The organism is Bradyrhizobium sp. U531 (genome assembly GCF_051710265.1).
GTDB lineage: Bacteria > Pseudomonadota > Alphaproteobacteria > Rhizobiales > Xanthobacteraceae > Bradyrhizobium.
In genome coordinates this window covers 495,229-510,882 of the sequence record NZ_JASVEN010000003.1, presented here as the reverse complement: position 1 = coordinate 510,882, position 15,654 = coordinate 495,229, and the positions used below count along the sequence as shown (strand labels likewise).

15 protein-coding genes are annotated in these 15,654 nt (G+C 64.3%); 7 read left to right on the top strand and 8 right to left on the bottom strand.

Features of this window, described 5'->3' with window-relative positions:
• Positions 1 to 191 precede the first annotated feature (191 nt).
• On the top strand, positions 192 to 1,085 hold the full coding sequence (locus QRQ56_RS18630; protein WP_438742058.1) for a sugar kinase: 894 nt from the start codon (positions 192 to 194) through the stop codon (positions 1,083 to 1,085).
• Between the two features lie 6 nt (positions 1,086 to 1,091).
• Positions 1,092 to 1,997: a ribokinase gene (gene rbsK, locus QRQ56_RS18625; protein ID WP_438742056.1), complete on the top strand. Its 906-nt coding sequence runs from the start codon at positions 1,092 to 1,094 to the stop codon at positions 1,995 to 1,997.
• A gap of 47 nt (positions 1,998 to 2,044) precedes the next feature.
• Here the strand turns inward: rbsK and QRQ56_RS18620 are convergent, their stop codons facing one another.
• Complete coding sequence (locus QRQ56_RS18620) at positions 2,045 to 3,262, bottom strand: NAD(P)/FAD-dependent oxidoreductase (protein WP_438742053.1); 1,218 nt, start codon at positions 3,260 to 3,262, stop codon at positions 2,045 to 2,047.
• Between the two features lie 228 nt (positions 3,263 to 3,490).
• Here QRQ56_RS18620 and QRQ56_RS18615 point away from each other — a divergent pair, with 228 nt between their 5' ends.
• Together QRQ56_RS18615 and QRQ56_RS18610 are read left to right on the top strand one after the other, a co-directional pair.
• Positions 3,491 to 4,285 carry an enoyl-CoA hydratase/isomerase family protein gene (locus QRQ56_RS18615; protein ID WP_438742051.1) on the top strand — a complete coding sequence of 265 codons (795 nt, stop codon included), beginning with the start codon at positions 3,491 to 3,493 and terminating at the stop codon, positions 4,283 to 4,285.
• Complete coding sequence (locus QRQ56_RS18610; RefSeq protein ID WP_438742048.1) at positions 4,282 to 4,854, top strand: histidine phosphatase family protein; 573 nt, start codon at positions 4,282 to 4,284, stop codon at positions 4,852 to 4,854. Before QRQ56_RS18615 ends, QRQ56_RS18610 begins: the two co-directional genes overlap by 4 nt.
• On the opposite strand, the gene QRQ56_RS18605 is transcribed toward QRQ56_RS18610, so the two are convergent.
• From QRQ56_RS18605 to QRQ56_RS18590, 4 genes are all read right to left on the bottom strand, one after another.
• Positions 4,847 to 6,187, bottom strand: coding sequence for a TRAP transporter large permease (locus QRQ56_RS18605; RefSeq protein ID WP_438742046.1), 1,341 nt, complete (start codon positions 6,185 to 6,187; stop codon positions 4,847 to 4,849). The genes QRQ56_RS18610 and QRQ56_RS18605 overlap by 8 nt on opposite strands.
• Positions 6,184 to 6,762: a TRAP transporter small permease gene (locus QRQ56_RS18600; RefSeq protein ID WP_438742045.1), complete on the bottom strand. Its 579-nt coding sequence runs from the start codon at positions 6,760 to 6,762 to the stop codon at positions 6,184 to 6,186. Before QRQ56_RS18600 ends, QRQ56_RS18605 begins: the two co-directional genes overlap by 4 nt.
• Positions 6,763 to 6,919: 157 nt before the next feature.
• Complete coding sequence (locus QRQ56_RS18595) at positions 6,920 to 7,915, bottom strand: TRAP transporter substrate-binding protein (protein WP_438742044.1); 996 nt, start codon at positions 7,913 to 7,915, stop codon at positions 6,920 to 6,922.
• Positions 7,916 to 7,974: 59 nt separating this feature from the next.
• Positions 7,975 to 9,690, bottom strand: a complete 1,716-nt coding sequence (locus tag QRQ56_RS18590) for an IlvD/Edd family dehydratase (protein WP_438742361.1) — start codon at positions 9,688 to 9,690, stop codon at positions 7,975 to 7,977.
• Positions 9,691 to 9,863: 173 nt separating this feature from the next.
• Here QRQ56_RS18590 and QRQ56_RS18585 point away from each other — a divergent pair, with 173 nt between their 5' ends.
• Together QRQ56_RS18585 and QRQ56_RS18580 are read left to right on the top strand one after the other, a co-directional pair.
• A complete protein-coding gene (locus QRQ56_RS18585; RefSeq protein ID WP_438742042.1) occupies positions 9,864 to 10,544 on the top strand; it encodes a GntR family transcriptional regulator in 681 nt (226 codons plus the stop codon).
• A 104-nt stretch (positions 10,545 to 10,648) separates the two neighbouring features.
• On the top strand, positions 10,649 to 11,338 hold the full coding sequence (locus QRQ56_RS18580) for a nitroreductase (protein ID WP_438742041.1): 690 nt from the start codon (positions 10,649 to 10,651) through the stop codon (positions 11,336 to 11,338).
• A gap of 23 nt (positions 11,339 to 11,361) precedes the next feature.
• Here the strand turns inward: QRQ56_RS18580 and QRQ56_RS18575 are convergent, their stop codons facing one another.
• Positions 11,362 to 11,775, bottom strand: a complete 414-nt coding sequence (locus tag QRQ56_RS18575) for a hypothetical protein (RefSeq protein ID WP_438742039.1) — start codon at positions 11,773 to 11,775, stop codon at positions 11,362 to 11,364.
• A 159-nt stretch (positions 11,776 to 11,934) separates the two neighbouring features.
• Positions 11,935 to 12,759 carry an NAD-dependent epimerase/dehydratase family protein gene (locus QRQ56_RS18570; protein WP_438742037.1) on the bottom strand — a complete coding sequence of 275 codons (825 nt, stop codon included), beginning with the start codon at positions 12,757 to 12,759 and terminating at the stop codon, positions 11,935 to 11,937.
• An 89-nt stretch (positions 12,760 to 12,848) separates the two neighbouring features.
• On the opposite strand from QRQ56_RS18570, the gene QRQ56_RS18565 reads away from it, so the two are divergent.
• A complete protein-coding gene (locus QRQ56_RS18565) occupies positions 12,849 to 13,826 on the top strand; it encodes an SMP-30/gluconolactonase/LRE family protein (RefSeq protein ID WP_438742036.1) in 978 nt (325 codons plus the stop codon).
• A gap of 192 nt (positions 13,827 to 14,018) precedes the next feature.
• Here the strand turns inward: QRQ56_RS18565 and QRQ56_RS18560 are convergent, their stop codons facing one another.
• Entirely contained in the window at positions 14,019 to 15,449 is a 1,431-nt protein-coding gene (locus tag QRQ56_RS18560; protein ID WP_438742035.1) for an aldehyde dehydrogenase family protein, read from the bottom strand.
• Between the last annotated feature and the right edge of the window lie 205 nt (positions 15,450 to 15,654).

Below are 15,654 nucleotides of genomic sequence, written 5' to 3'. Positions count from 1 at the left end.
CTGGAACCCACGGGCGGAAATACGGCGTTTGTCCGGGCTTGGCATTGCCCGGTGATGGTCGTATTCCGGCCGCATGCTGACCTCAAGCGCTGCGGGCGGCAGTTTTGCGAATAATTTCAGCGATCCCTCGGCGGAACCGGTGTTAAAGTACGCGCGCCGCCCGGGACCACAAAGCGCATGACGGACAAGCAATGCAGGCTCTCTTCATCGGACAGACCTATATCGACGTCGTCTTCATCACCGACCACATGCCGACCGGCGACGAAAAGCATGTGGCCTCGGACTACGCGGTTTCCTTCGGCGGCAACGCGGTGACGGCAGCGTTCTGCTGCGCCAAGCTCGGCATCGTGCCGGATCTGATCGCGACCGCCGCCAATGACTGGCTGGGGCGCATGTTCCAGGACATGTGCGCGAAATACGCGATCTCGCTGCACGGGCGAAAGGTGAACCAGTCCTCGCTGTCCTTCATCATGCCCAAGGACGGCAAGCGCGCCATCGTCCGCTGCCGCGACGACGAGCACATCCACCCCTTTCCGATGCTCAATCTCGGCGGCTGCCGCGCGCTGCATGTCGATGGCCATCAGCCAGATGCCGCGATCCATTACGCCAAGGTGTGCCGCGAGGCCGGCATCCTGACTTCGCTGGACGGTGGCGGCCTGCGCACCAACACGCATGAACTCCTGGAATTCATCGACGTCGCCATCGTCGCCGAGCGCCTGTGCGAGCAGATGGACCTGACGCCGGAGAAGATGCTCGACTACCTCAAGGGACGCGGCTGCAAGATCGGCGGCATCACCATGGGCGAAAAGGGCCTGCTCTGGTACGACGAAACCGGGACGGTGCAGGTGATGCCGGCGATGCCGATCCCGCGCGAGCGCGTGATCGACACCAACGGCGCCGGCGACGTCTTCCACGGCGCATACGTCTATTCCTACCTCGCGCATCCCGGAAAAAGCTGGCGCGAGCATTTTGATTTCGCCAGGGCCGCCTCGACGTTCAAGATCCAACGCCTCGGCAACGAAGCCGGCCTGCCGACACTGGTCGACATCGCCAAGGTCCGGCACGAGTTCGAGGTCAGGGTTTAGATCGAGATGGGGCGCGTCTTCGTCGCCGGCAGCATCAACATGGACGTGGTGGCGACGGCCGATCGCCACCCGCGCGTCGGCGAGACCGTCGCCGGGCGGCAGGTGCTGTATTTTCCGGGTGGCAAGGGAGCGAACCAGGCGGTCGCGGCGTCCCGCCTGGGCGCACGGACGACGCTGATCGGACGATTGGGCAGGGATGCCTTCGGCGCCGAGTTGCGCACTTTCCTGGGCGCGCAAGGCATCGATCTCGACTCCGTCCGCGACGCCGACACCCACACCGGCACCGCGATCATCACGGTGGCGGCCTCCGACAACACCATCGTCGTCATTCCCGGCAGTAACGCACTGGTCAGCGCGGACGATGTCGCGGCCGTGCCTATGGCGAAGGGCGATGTCGCGGTCAGCCAGTTCGAGATTCCGCTGCCGACGATTGCCGCGTTCTTTGCGCGGGCCCGCGCGGCTGGTGCCGTAACCGTGCTCAACCCGGCGCCGGCGCAGACGATGTCGCGCGAGCTGCTCGCGCTCGTCGACATCCTCGTGCTGAACGAAACAGAGCTCGGCTTCCTCGCCGGCGCGGAATTGTCCGAAAGCGACGAGGCCGTAGAGATCATCGGCGTCGCACGAAAGCTTCAGGCGCGCGCGGACCAGACCATTTGCGTCACGCTAGGCAGGCGCGGCGTGCTGGCGCTTGCGGCCAGCGAGGAGCTTGCCGTGCCGGGCCGCACGGTGAAAGCGGTCGACACGACAGGCGCCGGCGACTGCTTCGTCGGCGCGCTCGCCGCGCAACTGGCCGACGGTATGCCCCTGCGCGCCGCCCTCACCTTCGCCAACATCGCCGCCTCGATCAGCGTTCAGCGCATGGGCGCGGGGCCGTCGATGCCGACGGCCGCGGAGGTGACGGCTGTTTTATAGATCGCAGCGTTCGCCTCTCCCCGCAAGCGGGGCGAGGGAGAAGATCTTCACGCCAGCGCACCCTTCAGGTCAAAGCTTTCGTCGGCGGCCTGCTCCGGCGTGATCGAACGGTCCATCGCCTGCAGGCGACGGCCGAACATGTGGTCGCCGGCGCGGTTGATGGACTCGATGCCCAGCAGCTTATCGCCCTTGTAGCAGAACGCCGAGAACGCTTTCCTGGCGGGATCGCCGCGCAGCACGACGCGGTCGTAGCCGGTGGTGAGCCCTGCAATCTGAAGCTTGTCGTCACCCTGGTCGCTCCAGAACCAGGGATGACCGTCATATGGCTTCTTGTCGCCGGTCAGCCGCGCCGCGAGGCAGCGGGCGTGATCGGTGGCGTTCTGCACCGATTCCAGCCGCAGCGAGCCGCCGAAGCGCGGGCTCGCGAACAGCGCGCAATCGCCGATCGCGGAAATGTCGGGATCCGCGGTTGCAAGATATTCGTCGACGATGATGCCGGCGGCGACCGGCAAGCCCGCCTCCGCCGCGAGCTCGATGTTCGGCAGCACGCCGACGCCGACCACGACGAGGTCGGCGGGCAGATGCCGTCCGTCGCTCAGGGAGACGCCGGTGACCTTGCCGTTCTCGGCTTCGATCGAGGTAGCCTGCACACCGAGATGGATGCGAATGCCGGCATCGCGATGCCGGGCCTGAAAATACTCCGAGACCTCCGCCGTCACCGCACGTGCCATCACGCGCGGAGCGAGCTCGAGCACATCGACCTCGAGACCCTTGATCCGCGCCGTGGCGGCGAATTCGAGGCCGATGAAGCCGGCGCCGATGACCACGACCCGTGTCTTCGACGGCATGATCGCACGCAGCGCCTCGCTCTCGTCGAGAATGCGCAAATATTTCACGTCCGCCAGATTGGCATTGGGCAGATCGAGCAGCCGGTTGCGCGCGCCGGTCGCCAGCACGAGGTGGCCATAATCGAGCACCTCGCCCGAGGCGAGGTGCAGCTTGCGCTTCGAGCGATCGATCGACACCGCGCGGCCGGCGATGAGCTCGATCTTCTGGTCCTGGTAGAATTTTTCGGGCCGGAACATCAGGCTCTCGGGCCCCGCGGAGCCCTTGATGTAAGCCTTGGACAAAGGCGGCCGCTGATAGGGCAGATGCGCTTCGTCATTGATCAAGCAGACGCGGCCTGCAAAGCCCGCCTGGCGCAGCGATGCCGCGACCTGATAGCCGCCATGGCCGGCACCGACGATGATCACCGGGCCAGTCATCGAACAGCCCATTTCCGGAAGACACGAGCGTAACCCATGTCGTCTCCTCTCTCGCTGATTTTGGTTTGCGGGCCTTAGGAGGAGCCGGCGCTCGTGTCCGTCCCTTGGAAAAGGCGTGCCCATATGAGCCTATCGTTCCCTCCAGTGCAAGGGTGCACCGCGGGGATTGTCACCCCTCGCCTTCTGCGATTTAGTCGCACAAACCACCTCATGCCGGGGATATTCCAAATGCCAGCACCAGTCTCCCAGCCCGACGATCCCGCCCTGCTCAAGGTCGATGGCCCGATCGCGACCATCACGCTCAACCGTCCCGCCGCCTTCAACTCGATCAACCTTGCGATCGCGCAAAAGCTCGAGCAGCTCGCAGCCGCGATCGAAGGCGACGACGCCATCAAGGTCCTGGTGATCGAGGGCGAAGGCCGCGCCTTCTCGGCCGGCGGCGATCTGCAGACCATCGGCGCCGCGGCCGAGGCCAATACGGTGACGCCGGTCGTCGGCGAGCTTCTGAGGCACTATCATGCCTTCATCGAGATCGTCAGGCGCATGCCGAAAATCTCGCTGTCGAGCGTGCACGGCTCGGCGGCCGGCGCCGGCATGGGCCTCGCCTTCGTCACCGATCTCTGCATCGCCGCGGAGGATGCCAAGTTCACGCCAGCCTATGCCAAGATCGGCGTTTCGCCGGACGGCGGCTCGACGGTCGGCATCGTCGGCACGGTCGGCTCCCGCCGCGCGCTGCAGATCTTTCTCTCCGAAGACAATTTTACCGCGCAGCAGGCCTGTGAATGGGGTCTCGTTGCGAAGGTCGTTCCCGCCGCGGAATTGAAGGCGGCCACGCGACAGCTCGCCGAACGGCTGGCGCAGAATCCCCCGGCGGCGATCGCCGGGACCAAATCGCTGGTCTACCAGGCCGCTACCACGCCGGTGAAGCAGCAGCTCGATGCCGAGGAGCACAAGATCATCATGGCGATGAACACGGAGGAATTCCGTGTCGCCGTGAAGAAGTTCACGAGCAAGTCGAAGTGACGCCCGCGCGCAGCTTCTACGGTCTCCGCCACGGCGCCACCGACTGGAATCGCGAGGGGCTGTTCCAGGGCCGAACCGACAACCCGCTGAACGACGACGGCCTGCGGCAGGCGCATGAGGCCGGAGACTTGCTGCGCGGGGCCGGCATCAGCCGCATCGTTGCGAGCCCCCTCGTCCGCGCGGCGCGAACGGCCGAGATCATCGCGGCCGCGATCTCGGTGCCGCTCGCGATCGACGGCGGCATCATCGAGTTCGACTTCGGCAGCCTGGAGGGCCTGCCTGTCCGCGACACCATGATCAGGCACGGCGCCAAGTCGGCGACAGATCTCGTCTCGATCCTGCCCGCCGACGGGGAGAGCTGGGACGCCATGACTGAACGGTCGCTGCGTTGCGTCTCCGCCTGGCTCGAGCGTCACCCCGGCGACAATCTGCTGTTCGTCTGCCATGACGCGGTGATGCAGGGTATGGCAAACGCGCTGTGCGGCAGCTACTTCAGGAATAGCCACGCCACCCCGTTCCGCTACGCGCGCGAGAATGCGCAATGGCGGATCGAGCAAGTCGTTACTTAGGACAGATATAGCCCGTCCCCGCCGGCGACTTGAAGCAGCCGACCGATTCCGGCAACACCTTCTGCGGCAGCCACAGCACCACGCTCGGGAAGTAGATCGCGAATGCGATGGTCCCGAGGAAGACCAGATAGATCGGCAAGGCCGCGCGTAACGCCTTGGCAAAGCTGACGCCCACGAATTTCGAGGCCATTAGCAGCACGAGACCGTAAGGTGGTGTGATCAGGCCGAACGCGAGCGTCGCGATCAGCACCACGCCCATATGCACGGCATTGATATCGCCGGCTTCCGTCAGCGTGTTGACCAGCGGCATGAAGATGATGATGGTCGGCACCGGCTCGATGAAGTCACCGACCACGGTGAACAACAGCACCATCAACAGCATGATCAGATGTGGATCGTTACCTGCCATCGAGGTGATCACGTCCGCGATGTAGCTCGCGCCCCGCAGATAAGCCAGCATCCAGCCGAAAGCATTGGCCGCGCCGATGGTGACCAGCGGCAGCGAGAAGATCAGGCCGGCAAGGCAAAAATCGTAAGGGATCTTCCTGATATGCCCGCGGTTGAGCGCCGGGATCACGACGAGCACGATCCAGACGACGGCAACGACGCCAGCCTCGGTCGGCGTAAACCAACCGGTCAAAATGCCCCCTAACAGGATCACCGGAATCATCAGCGGCAGGGCGGCATCGCCGGCCGCGAACATCACCTGCCGCAGCGGCGCGCGCGGTTTGCGCAGGCCGGACGGGCCGAAGAAATAGCAATAGATCATCAGGCCGAAGCCGATCATCAGTCCGGGCACGACGCCCGCCATGAACAGGCCGGCGATCGAGACGTTGCCGACCGCGCCATAGACCACCGCCGTGATGCTCGGCGGCACCAGCGCGGCAATGGTCGAGGCCGAGGCGATGATGGCGGCGATGAAGGCGGGCTCGTAGCCCTCGCGTTTCATCGGCCCGCCCAGCGCCCGGCTCATCACGGCGACGTCGGCGGTCGTCGAGCCCGACATCTCCGAGAAGAACATGCTGAAGACGACGACGACCTGCGACAGCCCGCCCCTGATGTGCCCGACCAGCGACACCGAGAGGTTGGCTATTCGCACCACCACATTGGCCGAGCTCATGAGCTCGCCGACCAGGAGGAAGAACGGGATCGCCAGCAGAGCCTCGGAATCGACGCCGTCGAAGATCTTCTGGATGATCGCGGCCAGCGAAACGTCGGACAGCAACGCGCCGATGAAGACCCCGGCCATCAGCGAGAACGGTACGGGCACTCCAAGATAGCCGAACGACAGGAAGCAGATCGTCATCAACGCCAGGACAACGGGTGCGCTCACGGCTGCGTCCTCATCTGTGCGTCGGTGACGACAGGAGTTCCGTCCTCCTCGGGCGGCTCCGGATGATCGAAACCGTTGCGCAGGCCGTTGACGAGCTGCTCGATGGTGAACAGGCCGATCAGCACACCCGACGCCGGGATGATCGCATAGAGCGAGGCAATCGGCGTGCCCGACGGCAGGCGGAAGCTGCCAAAGCCGCGCAGATAATTCTGATAGCCGTACCAGACCAGGCAGAAGGCGACGCCGAGGACGACGATACGGATGATGACCTCGACGACCAGCCGCGAGGTGCCGTGCATCGCCTCGGAGATCGCGGTGAGATAGAGGTGATCGTTGCGCCGCGTCGCCGCGGCCGTGCCGACGAAGATGGCATAGATGAACAGCGTCGACGTCACTTCCTGAAGCCACAGCCAGGGATGGCCGATGGTGCGGGTGACGATGTCTGCGGTGACCGACAGCGAGAAGCCGAAGCAAAGCACGCCGCACAGGATCATGAGCGCAAGCTCGAGCCAGTCGAGCCAGCGCCATTTCAGGTGGCGCTGGCGCTGAACGAGCAGTTTGTCGGCAATGGCCATTGAATTCCGTCCCGGCTGCAGCTTTCCGTCATGGCCGGGCTTGTCCCGGCCATCCACGCACTTGGCGCGAGCTCGAAGGAAGAACGTGGATGCCCGGGACACCTGGCGCGAAGACGCGCTTCGCGCTTCTGCCCGGGCATGACGACCTCGTCGACGGTCAGTTGATCGACCGGATCAGATTCTTGATCTTCTCGGCATGCGGGCCGAGCTCCTTGGCGAGCTTGTCGAGATAGGGATCGGCGACCGCCGTGAAGCTCTTCTTGTCGACGTTGTCGACGATCTTCACGCCCATCTTCTTCAGCTTCTCGGCCGCGCTGCGCTCGAGGTCGAAGGCCTTCTGCGGCTCCTTGGTGCTGATCTCGTTGGCGGCGGTCTGAACCCACCCCTTCTGCTCGGCCGATAGGCTCTGCCAGAGCTTGTCCGAGATGAACACCAATGCGTTGTTGGCCTCGTGCTCGGTGATGTTGAGGACCGGCGCCACCTCGTAATGCTTGTTGACGAGATAGACGTTGATGCTGTTCTCGGCGACGTCGACGACGCCGGTCTGCAAGGAGGTGTAGACGCTGCCGAACGGCATGTGCACGGTCTGGGCACCGTAGGCCGGGAACATGGTGTCCTCGGTCGCAGTCGCCTGCACGCGGACCTTCGCGCCCTTGATGTCACCGACGTTGTGGATTTCCCGCTTTGCGTACATGTGGCGCACGCCCTGCGAGCCCGTCGCGATCACATGCAGACCCTGTGTGGTCTCGTCGATCATGGTCTTGAGCGCTTCGAACACGCGGGGATCGGCCAGACCCTTGACGACGTGGTTCTCGTCGCGGAACAGGTAATGCAGCGACATCACACCGGCCTGCGGCGAGATCGTCGCGGTGTTGGCGGAGGAGATGATCGAGAACTCGACATCACCGGCCTTCACGAGCTGGAGCACCTGCGGCTCCTGCCCGAGCTGGGCGCCGGGATACTGGTCGATGAGCATGGTGCCTTTGCTCAGTTCCTTGAGCTTTTCGGCAAAGATGTCACCCGCGATGGAATAGCCGGTGTTGCGCGGCTGGTCGTAGGCGAAGCGATAATGCTTCACCTCCTGTGCCCCGGCTCCGGTGACGAAAAGCATGGCGGCCGCGGCCGTCAACCCACGTATGGATCGTGCAATCATCGTTTCCCCCTGTTTATCGCCCGCCGCTTGTGCGGTCTGGACGTTCGTTCGCCTAGTTGTCAGCCCTTCTCGGTCTTCCCAGTCCTCTGCATGAAATCGAAATCGCAGCCCTCGTCGGCCTGCATGATGGTCTCGTTGAACAGCCAGGCGTAGCCGCGCCGTGCTTCCGCTGGCGCGGCCGTCGGCTTCAATGCGGCACGGCGGCGCTCCAGCTCGGCCGCATCGACCAGCAACTCGATGCTGCGCTTGGCCACATCCAGGCTGATCATGTCGCCGTTCTGCACCAGCGCCAGCGGCCCGCCGACGGCGGATTCCGGCGTGATGTGCAGCACGATGGTGCCGAACGCCGTGCCGCTCATGCGCGCGTCCGAAATGCGCACCATGTCCTTGGTGCCGCCGCGCGCGAGCTTCTTCGGGATCGGCAGATAGCCCGCCTCGGGCATACCGGGCGCTCCCTTCGGGCCGGCATTGCGCAGCACCAGCACGTCGTCGGCGGTGACATCGAGATCGGGATCGTCGACGCGCAAGGTCATGTCCTCGACGGATTCGAACACGACGGCACGCCCGGTGTGCTTCAACAGCTTCGGGCTCGCGGCCGATTGCTTGATGACCGCGCCGCGCGGGGCAAGATTGCCGTGCAGGACGGCAAGGCCGCCTTCCTTCTTGATCGGATTGTCGCGCGATCGGATCGCATCCTGGCCGGGCACGTCTTCAGCATTGGCGACGACATCGCGCAGCGTCTGGCCAGCGATGGTCCTGGCATCGAGATCGACGAGGTCGCCGAGCTGCGCCAGCAGCTTCGGCACGCCGCCGGCGTGATGGAAATGCTCCATATAGTGCTCGCCGGATGGCTTGAGATCGACCAGCACCGGCACTTCGCGACCGATCTGGTCGAACACCTCGAGATCGAGCCGGTGCGGCGAGCGATGCGCCATCGCGGTCAAATGGATCAGGCCGTTGGTCGAGCCGCCGATCGCCTGCAGCACGACCTGCGCGTTCCTGAACGAGGCCGGCGTCAGGAACTCGCTCGGCTTCGGCCCCTTGGTCTTCGCCATCTCGGCGGCGACCTTGCCGCTGGCCTCGGCCAGACGAAAACGCTCGGCATGCGGCGCCGGAATCGTCGCGCTCATCGGCAGCGACAGGCCCATGGCCTCGATCATGCAGGCCATGGTCGAGGCCGTGCCCATCACCATGCAGGTGCCGACCGATGGCGCCAAACGCCCGTTCACCGCCTCGATCTCGGCATCGTCGATCTCGCCGGCGCGGTACTTGCCCCAGAGCCGGCGGCAGTCGGTGCAGGCGCCCAGCACCTCGCCCTTGTGATGGCCAACCACCATGGGACCGACCGGAATGACCACGGTCGGCAGATCGGCGCTGATCGCCGCCATCACCTGCGCCGGCAGCGTCTTGTCGCAGCCGCCGATCACGATCACCGAATCCATCGGCTGGGCCCGGATCATCTCCTCGGTGTCCATCGCCATCAGATTGCGCAGGTACATCGAGGTCGGATGCGCAAAGCTCTCGGCGATCGAGATGGTCGGGAACACGAACGGCATCGCGCCCGACAGCATCACGCCGCGCTTGGCGGCTTCGATGATCTGCGGAACGTTGCCGTGGCACGGATTGTAGTCGCTATAGGTGTTGGTGATGCCGACGATCGGACGCTCCAGCGCGTCGTCGGAATAGCCCATGGCCTTGATGAACGCCTTGCGCAGGAACAGCGAGAAGCCGGCATCGCCATAGCTCGTCAGACCCTTGCGCAAACCACTCGTCATCATGCCACTCCTTAAGTCGCCATTGTGGTACAGCCTGCCCCCTGATTGTCAATAAGATTGGTCCATACTGTCGCACTTTATGGATATTCGGTACTCAAAGGACGCCAATTATTGACAATCTACCCCTACCTGCTCCACAGAACAGGGCCCGGCCCTAGCCGGAGGACGAGGGGATGTCCGACATTCGCACCGCAGACAGCATGACGGTCCGGCAAGACGATCCGGACGACGTCGTCGCGCGCCTGGAGGAGGACATCATCTTCGGTCGCCTGCCGCCCGGCGCGCGCCTCACCGAGGATGCGCTGATGTCGCGCTACGGCACCTCAAGGCACTTCGTGCGCCAAGCCTTGGTAGACGCCGAGCGGCGCGGCATTGTCCGCCGCGAGAAGAATGTCGGCGCCACCGTGCGGTTCTACTCCGCCGAGGAGGTCCGGCAGATCTACGAGGTCCGGGAGATGCTGACGCGGCAAGCCGCGCTGATGATCCCCCTGCCCGCGCCGCAAGGCCTGATCGACAATCTCTCCGCCCTGCAACGGCAATATTGCGCGAAGGCCGATGCGCAGGATCTGCGCGGCATCCACGAGGCCAACGACGCCTTCCACCTCGCGCTGTTCTCCGCCTGTGGCAATCCCTATCTGGTCCGCTCGCTGCAGGACTACATGAACCTGACCTTGCCGATGCGCGCGAAAAACCTCGCCGACCGCGACGGCCTCGCGCAATCGCGGCGCCAGCATGACATGATGATCGAGCTGTTGCGGGGCCGCGACAGCTGGGCGCTGGCGCAGCTGTGCGTGGATCACATGCAGTTCAGCAAGAAGGATTATCTGGGCAGGATTGCGGGGGAGAACCGCTAATTCGCACGGGACAAGGCCTGGCTGTCCGCGCTTCACAAAGCGATGGACATTATCAAGCTTGCGAGGGAGAACGCAGCCTCAGGCCAATTTCAGGATGCCGCAAGATGGAATTTGATGATGTCATTCTCGGCCGGCGAAGCATTCGCGGTTACAAGCCCGCCCCTGTCCCGCCGGAATTGATCAAGGAAATCCTGGCGCTGGCGATGCGCGCGCCGTCGTCCATGAACACCCAGCCGTGGAATTTCTACGTCATCACCGGGGCGCCACTCGATCGTATTCGTCAGGGCAATACCGAGCGCAATCTGGCGGGCGTGCCGCACTCGCGCGAGTTTCGGACCGGCCAGGCATTCGAGGGCGTGCATCGCGAACGCCAGATTGGCGTGGCCAAGCAGTTGTTCAGCGCCATGGGAATTGCGCGAGACGACAAGCAGCAGCGGCAAGACTGGGTCCTGCGCGGCTTTCGCCAGTTCGACGCGCCTGTGTGCGTGATCATCACCTACGATCGCGAACTGGCCTCCAGTGACGATACCGCCTTCGACTGTGGCGCCGTGGCGACCGCGCTCGTCAACGCGGCCTGGTCGAGGGGGCTTGGCGCCGTGATCAACAGCCAGGGCATCATGCAATCCCCCGTCGTGCGCGAGCATGCCGGGATCGCGGATGATCAGGTGATCATGAAGAGCATCGCGCTCGGCTGGCCGGATGATAGTTTTCCTGCCAACGCCGTCGTGTCCGAGCGCAAGTCGGTCGGCGAAGCGACGACTTTCGTAGGATTTGAGAGCGGAGCCTCGAAGTAGCCTGAAGATTTTTCGGGACCCGTTCAGTACCGCCTCAGCAGCCCGCGATCCATGCTCGCCTCGCCATAGTCGGCGCATGCTCTCTTCGGGTTTCTGATCAGATCGGTCCGGACGCGCCTGAATGTCTTGCTGGCCGCATCCGACACCTCGGGGCGGAATTTGCCGGGATCATAGCTGTCGCCGTCACGAGCTTTGATGGCGGCAGCATAGGCGTCGATCATCGCCATCGCGGCATCGGGACTGCCGAGCAGCCGCGCGCCGAGCTGGACACTGCCGCTGCCGTCGATCTCATAACCGTCGCATCGCTGTTCGAGCACCACGGAGGCGACGACCATCTGGTCGAGGAACGTCGCCTCGGCTTCGGTGAGCGCTGCCGCTTGTGCGGGTCCGGACGCGAGCGTCGCCAGCATCGCGACGGCTGACAATTTGATTTTCATTGTCATGGCTCTCGATTGCGATCGCGCATATCGAAAGCCGCGGTGTCCGTAGGATATTGACCTAGATCAACGGGAGCGCCACGAGCCATCTGCTCCCTTGCGCGGCGGAGCTCCCTCAACACGTCATTGCGACGACAGCCTGGGCTACAGCACCAAGCGTTACCGCTTCGTCCAATCGATGACCCGGCCCGGATCGGCATCGAACTCCATGCTGCAGAACGCGCCGCCCTGGAAATAATCGCCGACCGGATCCGGCTTCAGCTTGGCCTGCTCGGCCATCGCATGCTCTCGGAAATCTTCGGCGCGGCCGGTGGGACGATAGCCGAACTCGTAGGCGCGGTGGTTGTCCCACCAGGCCCGCTCGTTGAGGGAGGCGCCGTAGAAGACTTCGAAATGGATGTCGGGATGCTCGAGCCCGATGCGGCAGAGCTGCACGAGGTCGTCGGGCTTGAGCCAGATCGAGAGCCGACGCTGGTCGAGCGGCATGTCGCCAAAATTACCAATGCGCAGGCACGTCACCTTCAGCCCGTGCTTGTCGGCATAGAGCGCGCCGACCGCCTCGCCGAACACCTTGCTGACGCCGTAGCGGCCGTCGGGACGCGGGGTGACGTCGGTGCCGATCTTGTGGTGGCGCGGATAGAAGCCGACGGCGTGGTTCGACGAGGCGAACACCACGCGCTTGACACCCTTGCGGTACGCAGCCTCGAACAGATTGTAGCCGCCGATGATGTTGGCCTGGAGGATCTGATCCCAGGTACCTTCGACCGAGTAGCCGCCGAAATGGATGATGCCGTCGACGCCCTCGCAAATCGCCTCGCATTGCGCGAGATCCGCGAGGTCGGCCGCCTTGAATTTTTCGTTCGCACCGAGATCGGCCGGCGGCTTGATGTCGGACAGCAGAAGATCCGGATAGATCAGCGGCAGCAGCTTTCGCAGGCTCGTGCCAATTCCGCCCGCAGCTCCCGTCATCAAGATACGCGCCATGTTGTCCCTCGCCGTTGGTGACCGATTTGCGGCCACGTGTCTCTAATGATAGCAGGAATGTCCAGAGGGAACGAAACGAGAGAACCGACATGAATGAGGCATCGTCCCACCCCCAGGAGCGGCCAGGCTGGCGGCCGGCGAGCTACTATCCCGATCCGGCCATTAGGGCACTGGACCCCCGCTTCGAAAAATACTGGCTGAAACTGTCGGCGGTGGAGCGGCTGGCGACCGGCCTGCGCTGGGCCGAGGGTCCGGTCTGGTTCGGCGACGGGCGCTATCTCCTGTGCAGCGACATCCCGAACCAGCGCATCATCAAATGGGAGGAAGAGACCGGCGCGGTTTCGAACTTCCGGAAGCCCTCCAATTTCGCCAACGGCAACACGCGCGACCGGCAGGGCCGGCTCGTCACCTGCGAGCATGGCGGGCGCCGTGTGACCCGCACCGAATATGACGGCAGCATCACGGTGCTGATGGATCAATTCAACGGCAAGCGTTTGAACTCGCCGAACGATGTCGTTGTTAAATCGGACGGCTCGATCTGGTTCACCGATCCCATCTTCGGCCTGCTCGGCAATTACGAGGGTTACAAGGCCGAGCCCGAGATCGACATGAACGTCTACAGGCTCGACCCCGAGACACGCAAAGCCACCGTCGTCGCCGAGGGCGTGCTCGGACCGAACGGTCTCGCCTTCTCGCCGGACGAAAAAATCCTCTACGTCATCGAATCCCGCGGCGTGCCGACCCGCAAAATTCTCGCCTATGACGTTTCGGCCTCGGGTGACAAGCTTTCGAACAAGCGCGTCTTCGTCGATGCTGGCCCCGGCACGCCGGACGGATTCCGTGTCGACATCGACGGCAATCTCTGGTGCGGCTGGGGCATGGGCGATCCCGAGCTCGACGGCGTCGTGGTGTTCGCGCCCGACGGCGTGATGATCGGCCGCATCGCCCTGCCCGAGCGCTGCGCGAACGTCTGCTTCGGCGGCGTCAAGCGCAACCGCCTGTTCATGGCGGCCAGCCAGTCAATCTACGCGCTGTATGTGAACACGCAGGGCGCGTTGGGGGGATAGACGCTCCTCTCTCCATCGTCATTCCGGGGCGCGCCGTCTTCGGCGCGAACCCGGAATCCATCGTGCGACGGAGTCGGTGGGCAAATGGATTCCGGGCTCGTCGCTTCGCGACGCCCCGGAATGACAGCGGAGCAAAACAAAAACGCCGGAGCGGTTGCCCGCTCCGGCGTCATTCTGTTCAGGCGATGAAACTCACGCCGCGTTGAAGCCGGCGACAGCCTTCACTTCGAGGAAGTCCTCGAGGCCGTACTTGCCCCACTCGCGGCCGTTGCCCGACTGCTTGTAGCCGCCGAACGGCGCGGTGCGGTCGTTCGGCACGCCCTGCAGGTTGACGTTGCCGGCGCGGATCTGGCGGCCGACGCGCTTGGCGTCCTCGACCGTCGCACCCGTGACATAGCCGGCGAGGCCATAGGGCGTGTCGTTGGCGATCTGCACCGCTTCGGCTTCGTCCTTGGAACCGATGATGGTGAGCACCGGCCCGAAGATTTCTTCGCGGGCGATCGTCATGTCGGGGGTGACGTCGGCGAAGATCGTCGGACGGACATAGAAGCCCTTGTTGACGCCTTCTGGCAGGCCCGGACCACCGGCGACGAGCGTTGCGCCCTCGTCGATGCCCTTCTTGATCAGGCCCTGGATCTTGTCCCACTGGCCGCGGTTGACGACGGGGCCGATCGTGGTGCCTTCAGCGCGGGGATCACCGGCCTTGGTCTTGTCGGCGACGGCCTTCGCGATCGCGGCGACTTCCTTCATCTTGGACAACGGCACGATCATGCGCGAGGGCGCGTTGCAGGACTGGCCCGAGTTGTTGAACATGTGCATCACGCCGCCGGTGACCGCCTTGGTGAGGTCGGCGCCTTCGAGGATGACGTTCGGCGACTTGCCGCCCAGCTCCTGGCTGACGCGCTTCACGGTCGGCGCCGCGCGCTTCGCCACGTCGATGCCGGCGCGGGTCGAGCCGGTGAAGGAGATCATGTCGATGTCAGGGTGCTCGCTCATGGCGGCGCCGACCTCGGGACCGAGGCCGTTGACGAGGTTGAACACGCCCTTCGGCACGCCGGCTTCATGGAGGATTTCCGCGAAGATCAACGCCGAGGTCGGAGTGAACTCGCTGGGCTTCAGGATCATGGTGCAGCCGGCGGCGAGCGCGGGCGCGACCTTGCAGGCGATCTGGTTGAGCGGCCAGTTCCAGGGCGTGATCATCCCGACCACACCGATCGGCTCGCGCAGCACCATGGCGGTGCCGACCGGCTCCTCGAAATGATAATTCTTGAGCACGTCGAGCGTGGTCATGAGATGACCGAGGCCGGCGCCGGCCTGCAGCTTCTCCGCCATCGGCAGCGGGGCGCCCATCTCGTCGGAGACGGCGGCACCGATCTCCTTGAGGCGGCCCTTGTAGACCTCGATGACCTTGGTGAGCAGCGCGACGCGCTCCTCGCGGCTGGTCTGGGAGAAGGTCGCGAAGGCGCGCTTGGCGGCGGCAACCGCCTTGTCCACGTCGGCCTTGGAGCCCAGCGCAACCTCGTACATCGCCTCTTCCGTCGCGGGGTTGACCACGGCGGTGGACTTCTTGACGGCGGGATCGACCCAGGCGCCGTCGATGTAGAATTGCATGCGATTGACCATCGTTAACCTCTTCTTGGGGGCATGGTGGGGGCGTTTCGGCAGGCATCCTTGCACGAAAGCGCCGGCAATTGAACCCGCCATATGCGGAGCCAGCGTTGCGGCAGACGGAGGTTATATGAGCCGATGGCGGGAACGTGGCAAGGTGGCGCAGCCGTCATTCCGGGGCGCGCAATAGCGCGAGCCCGGAATGACAGGATGGTTACCT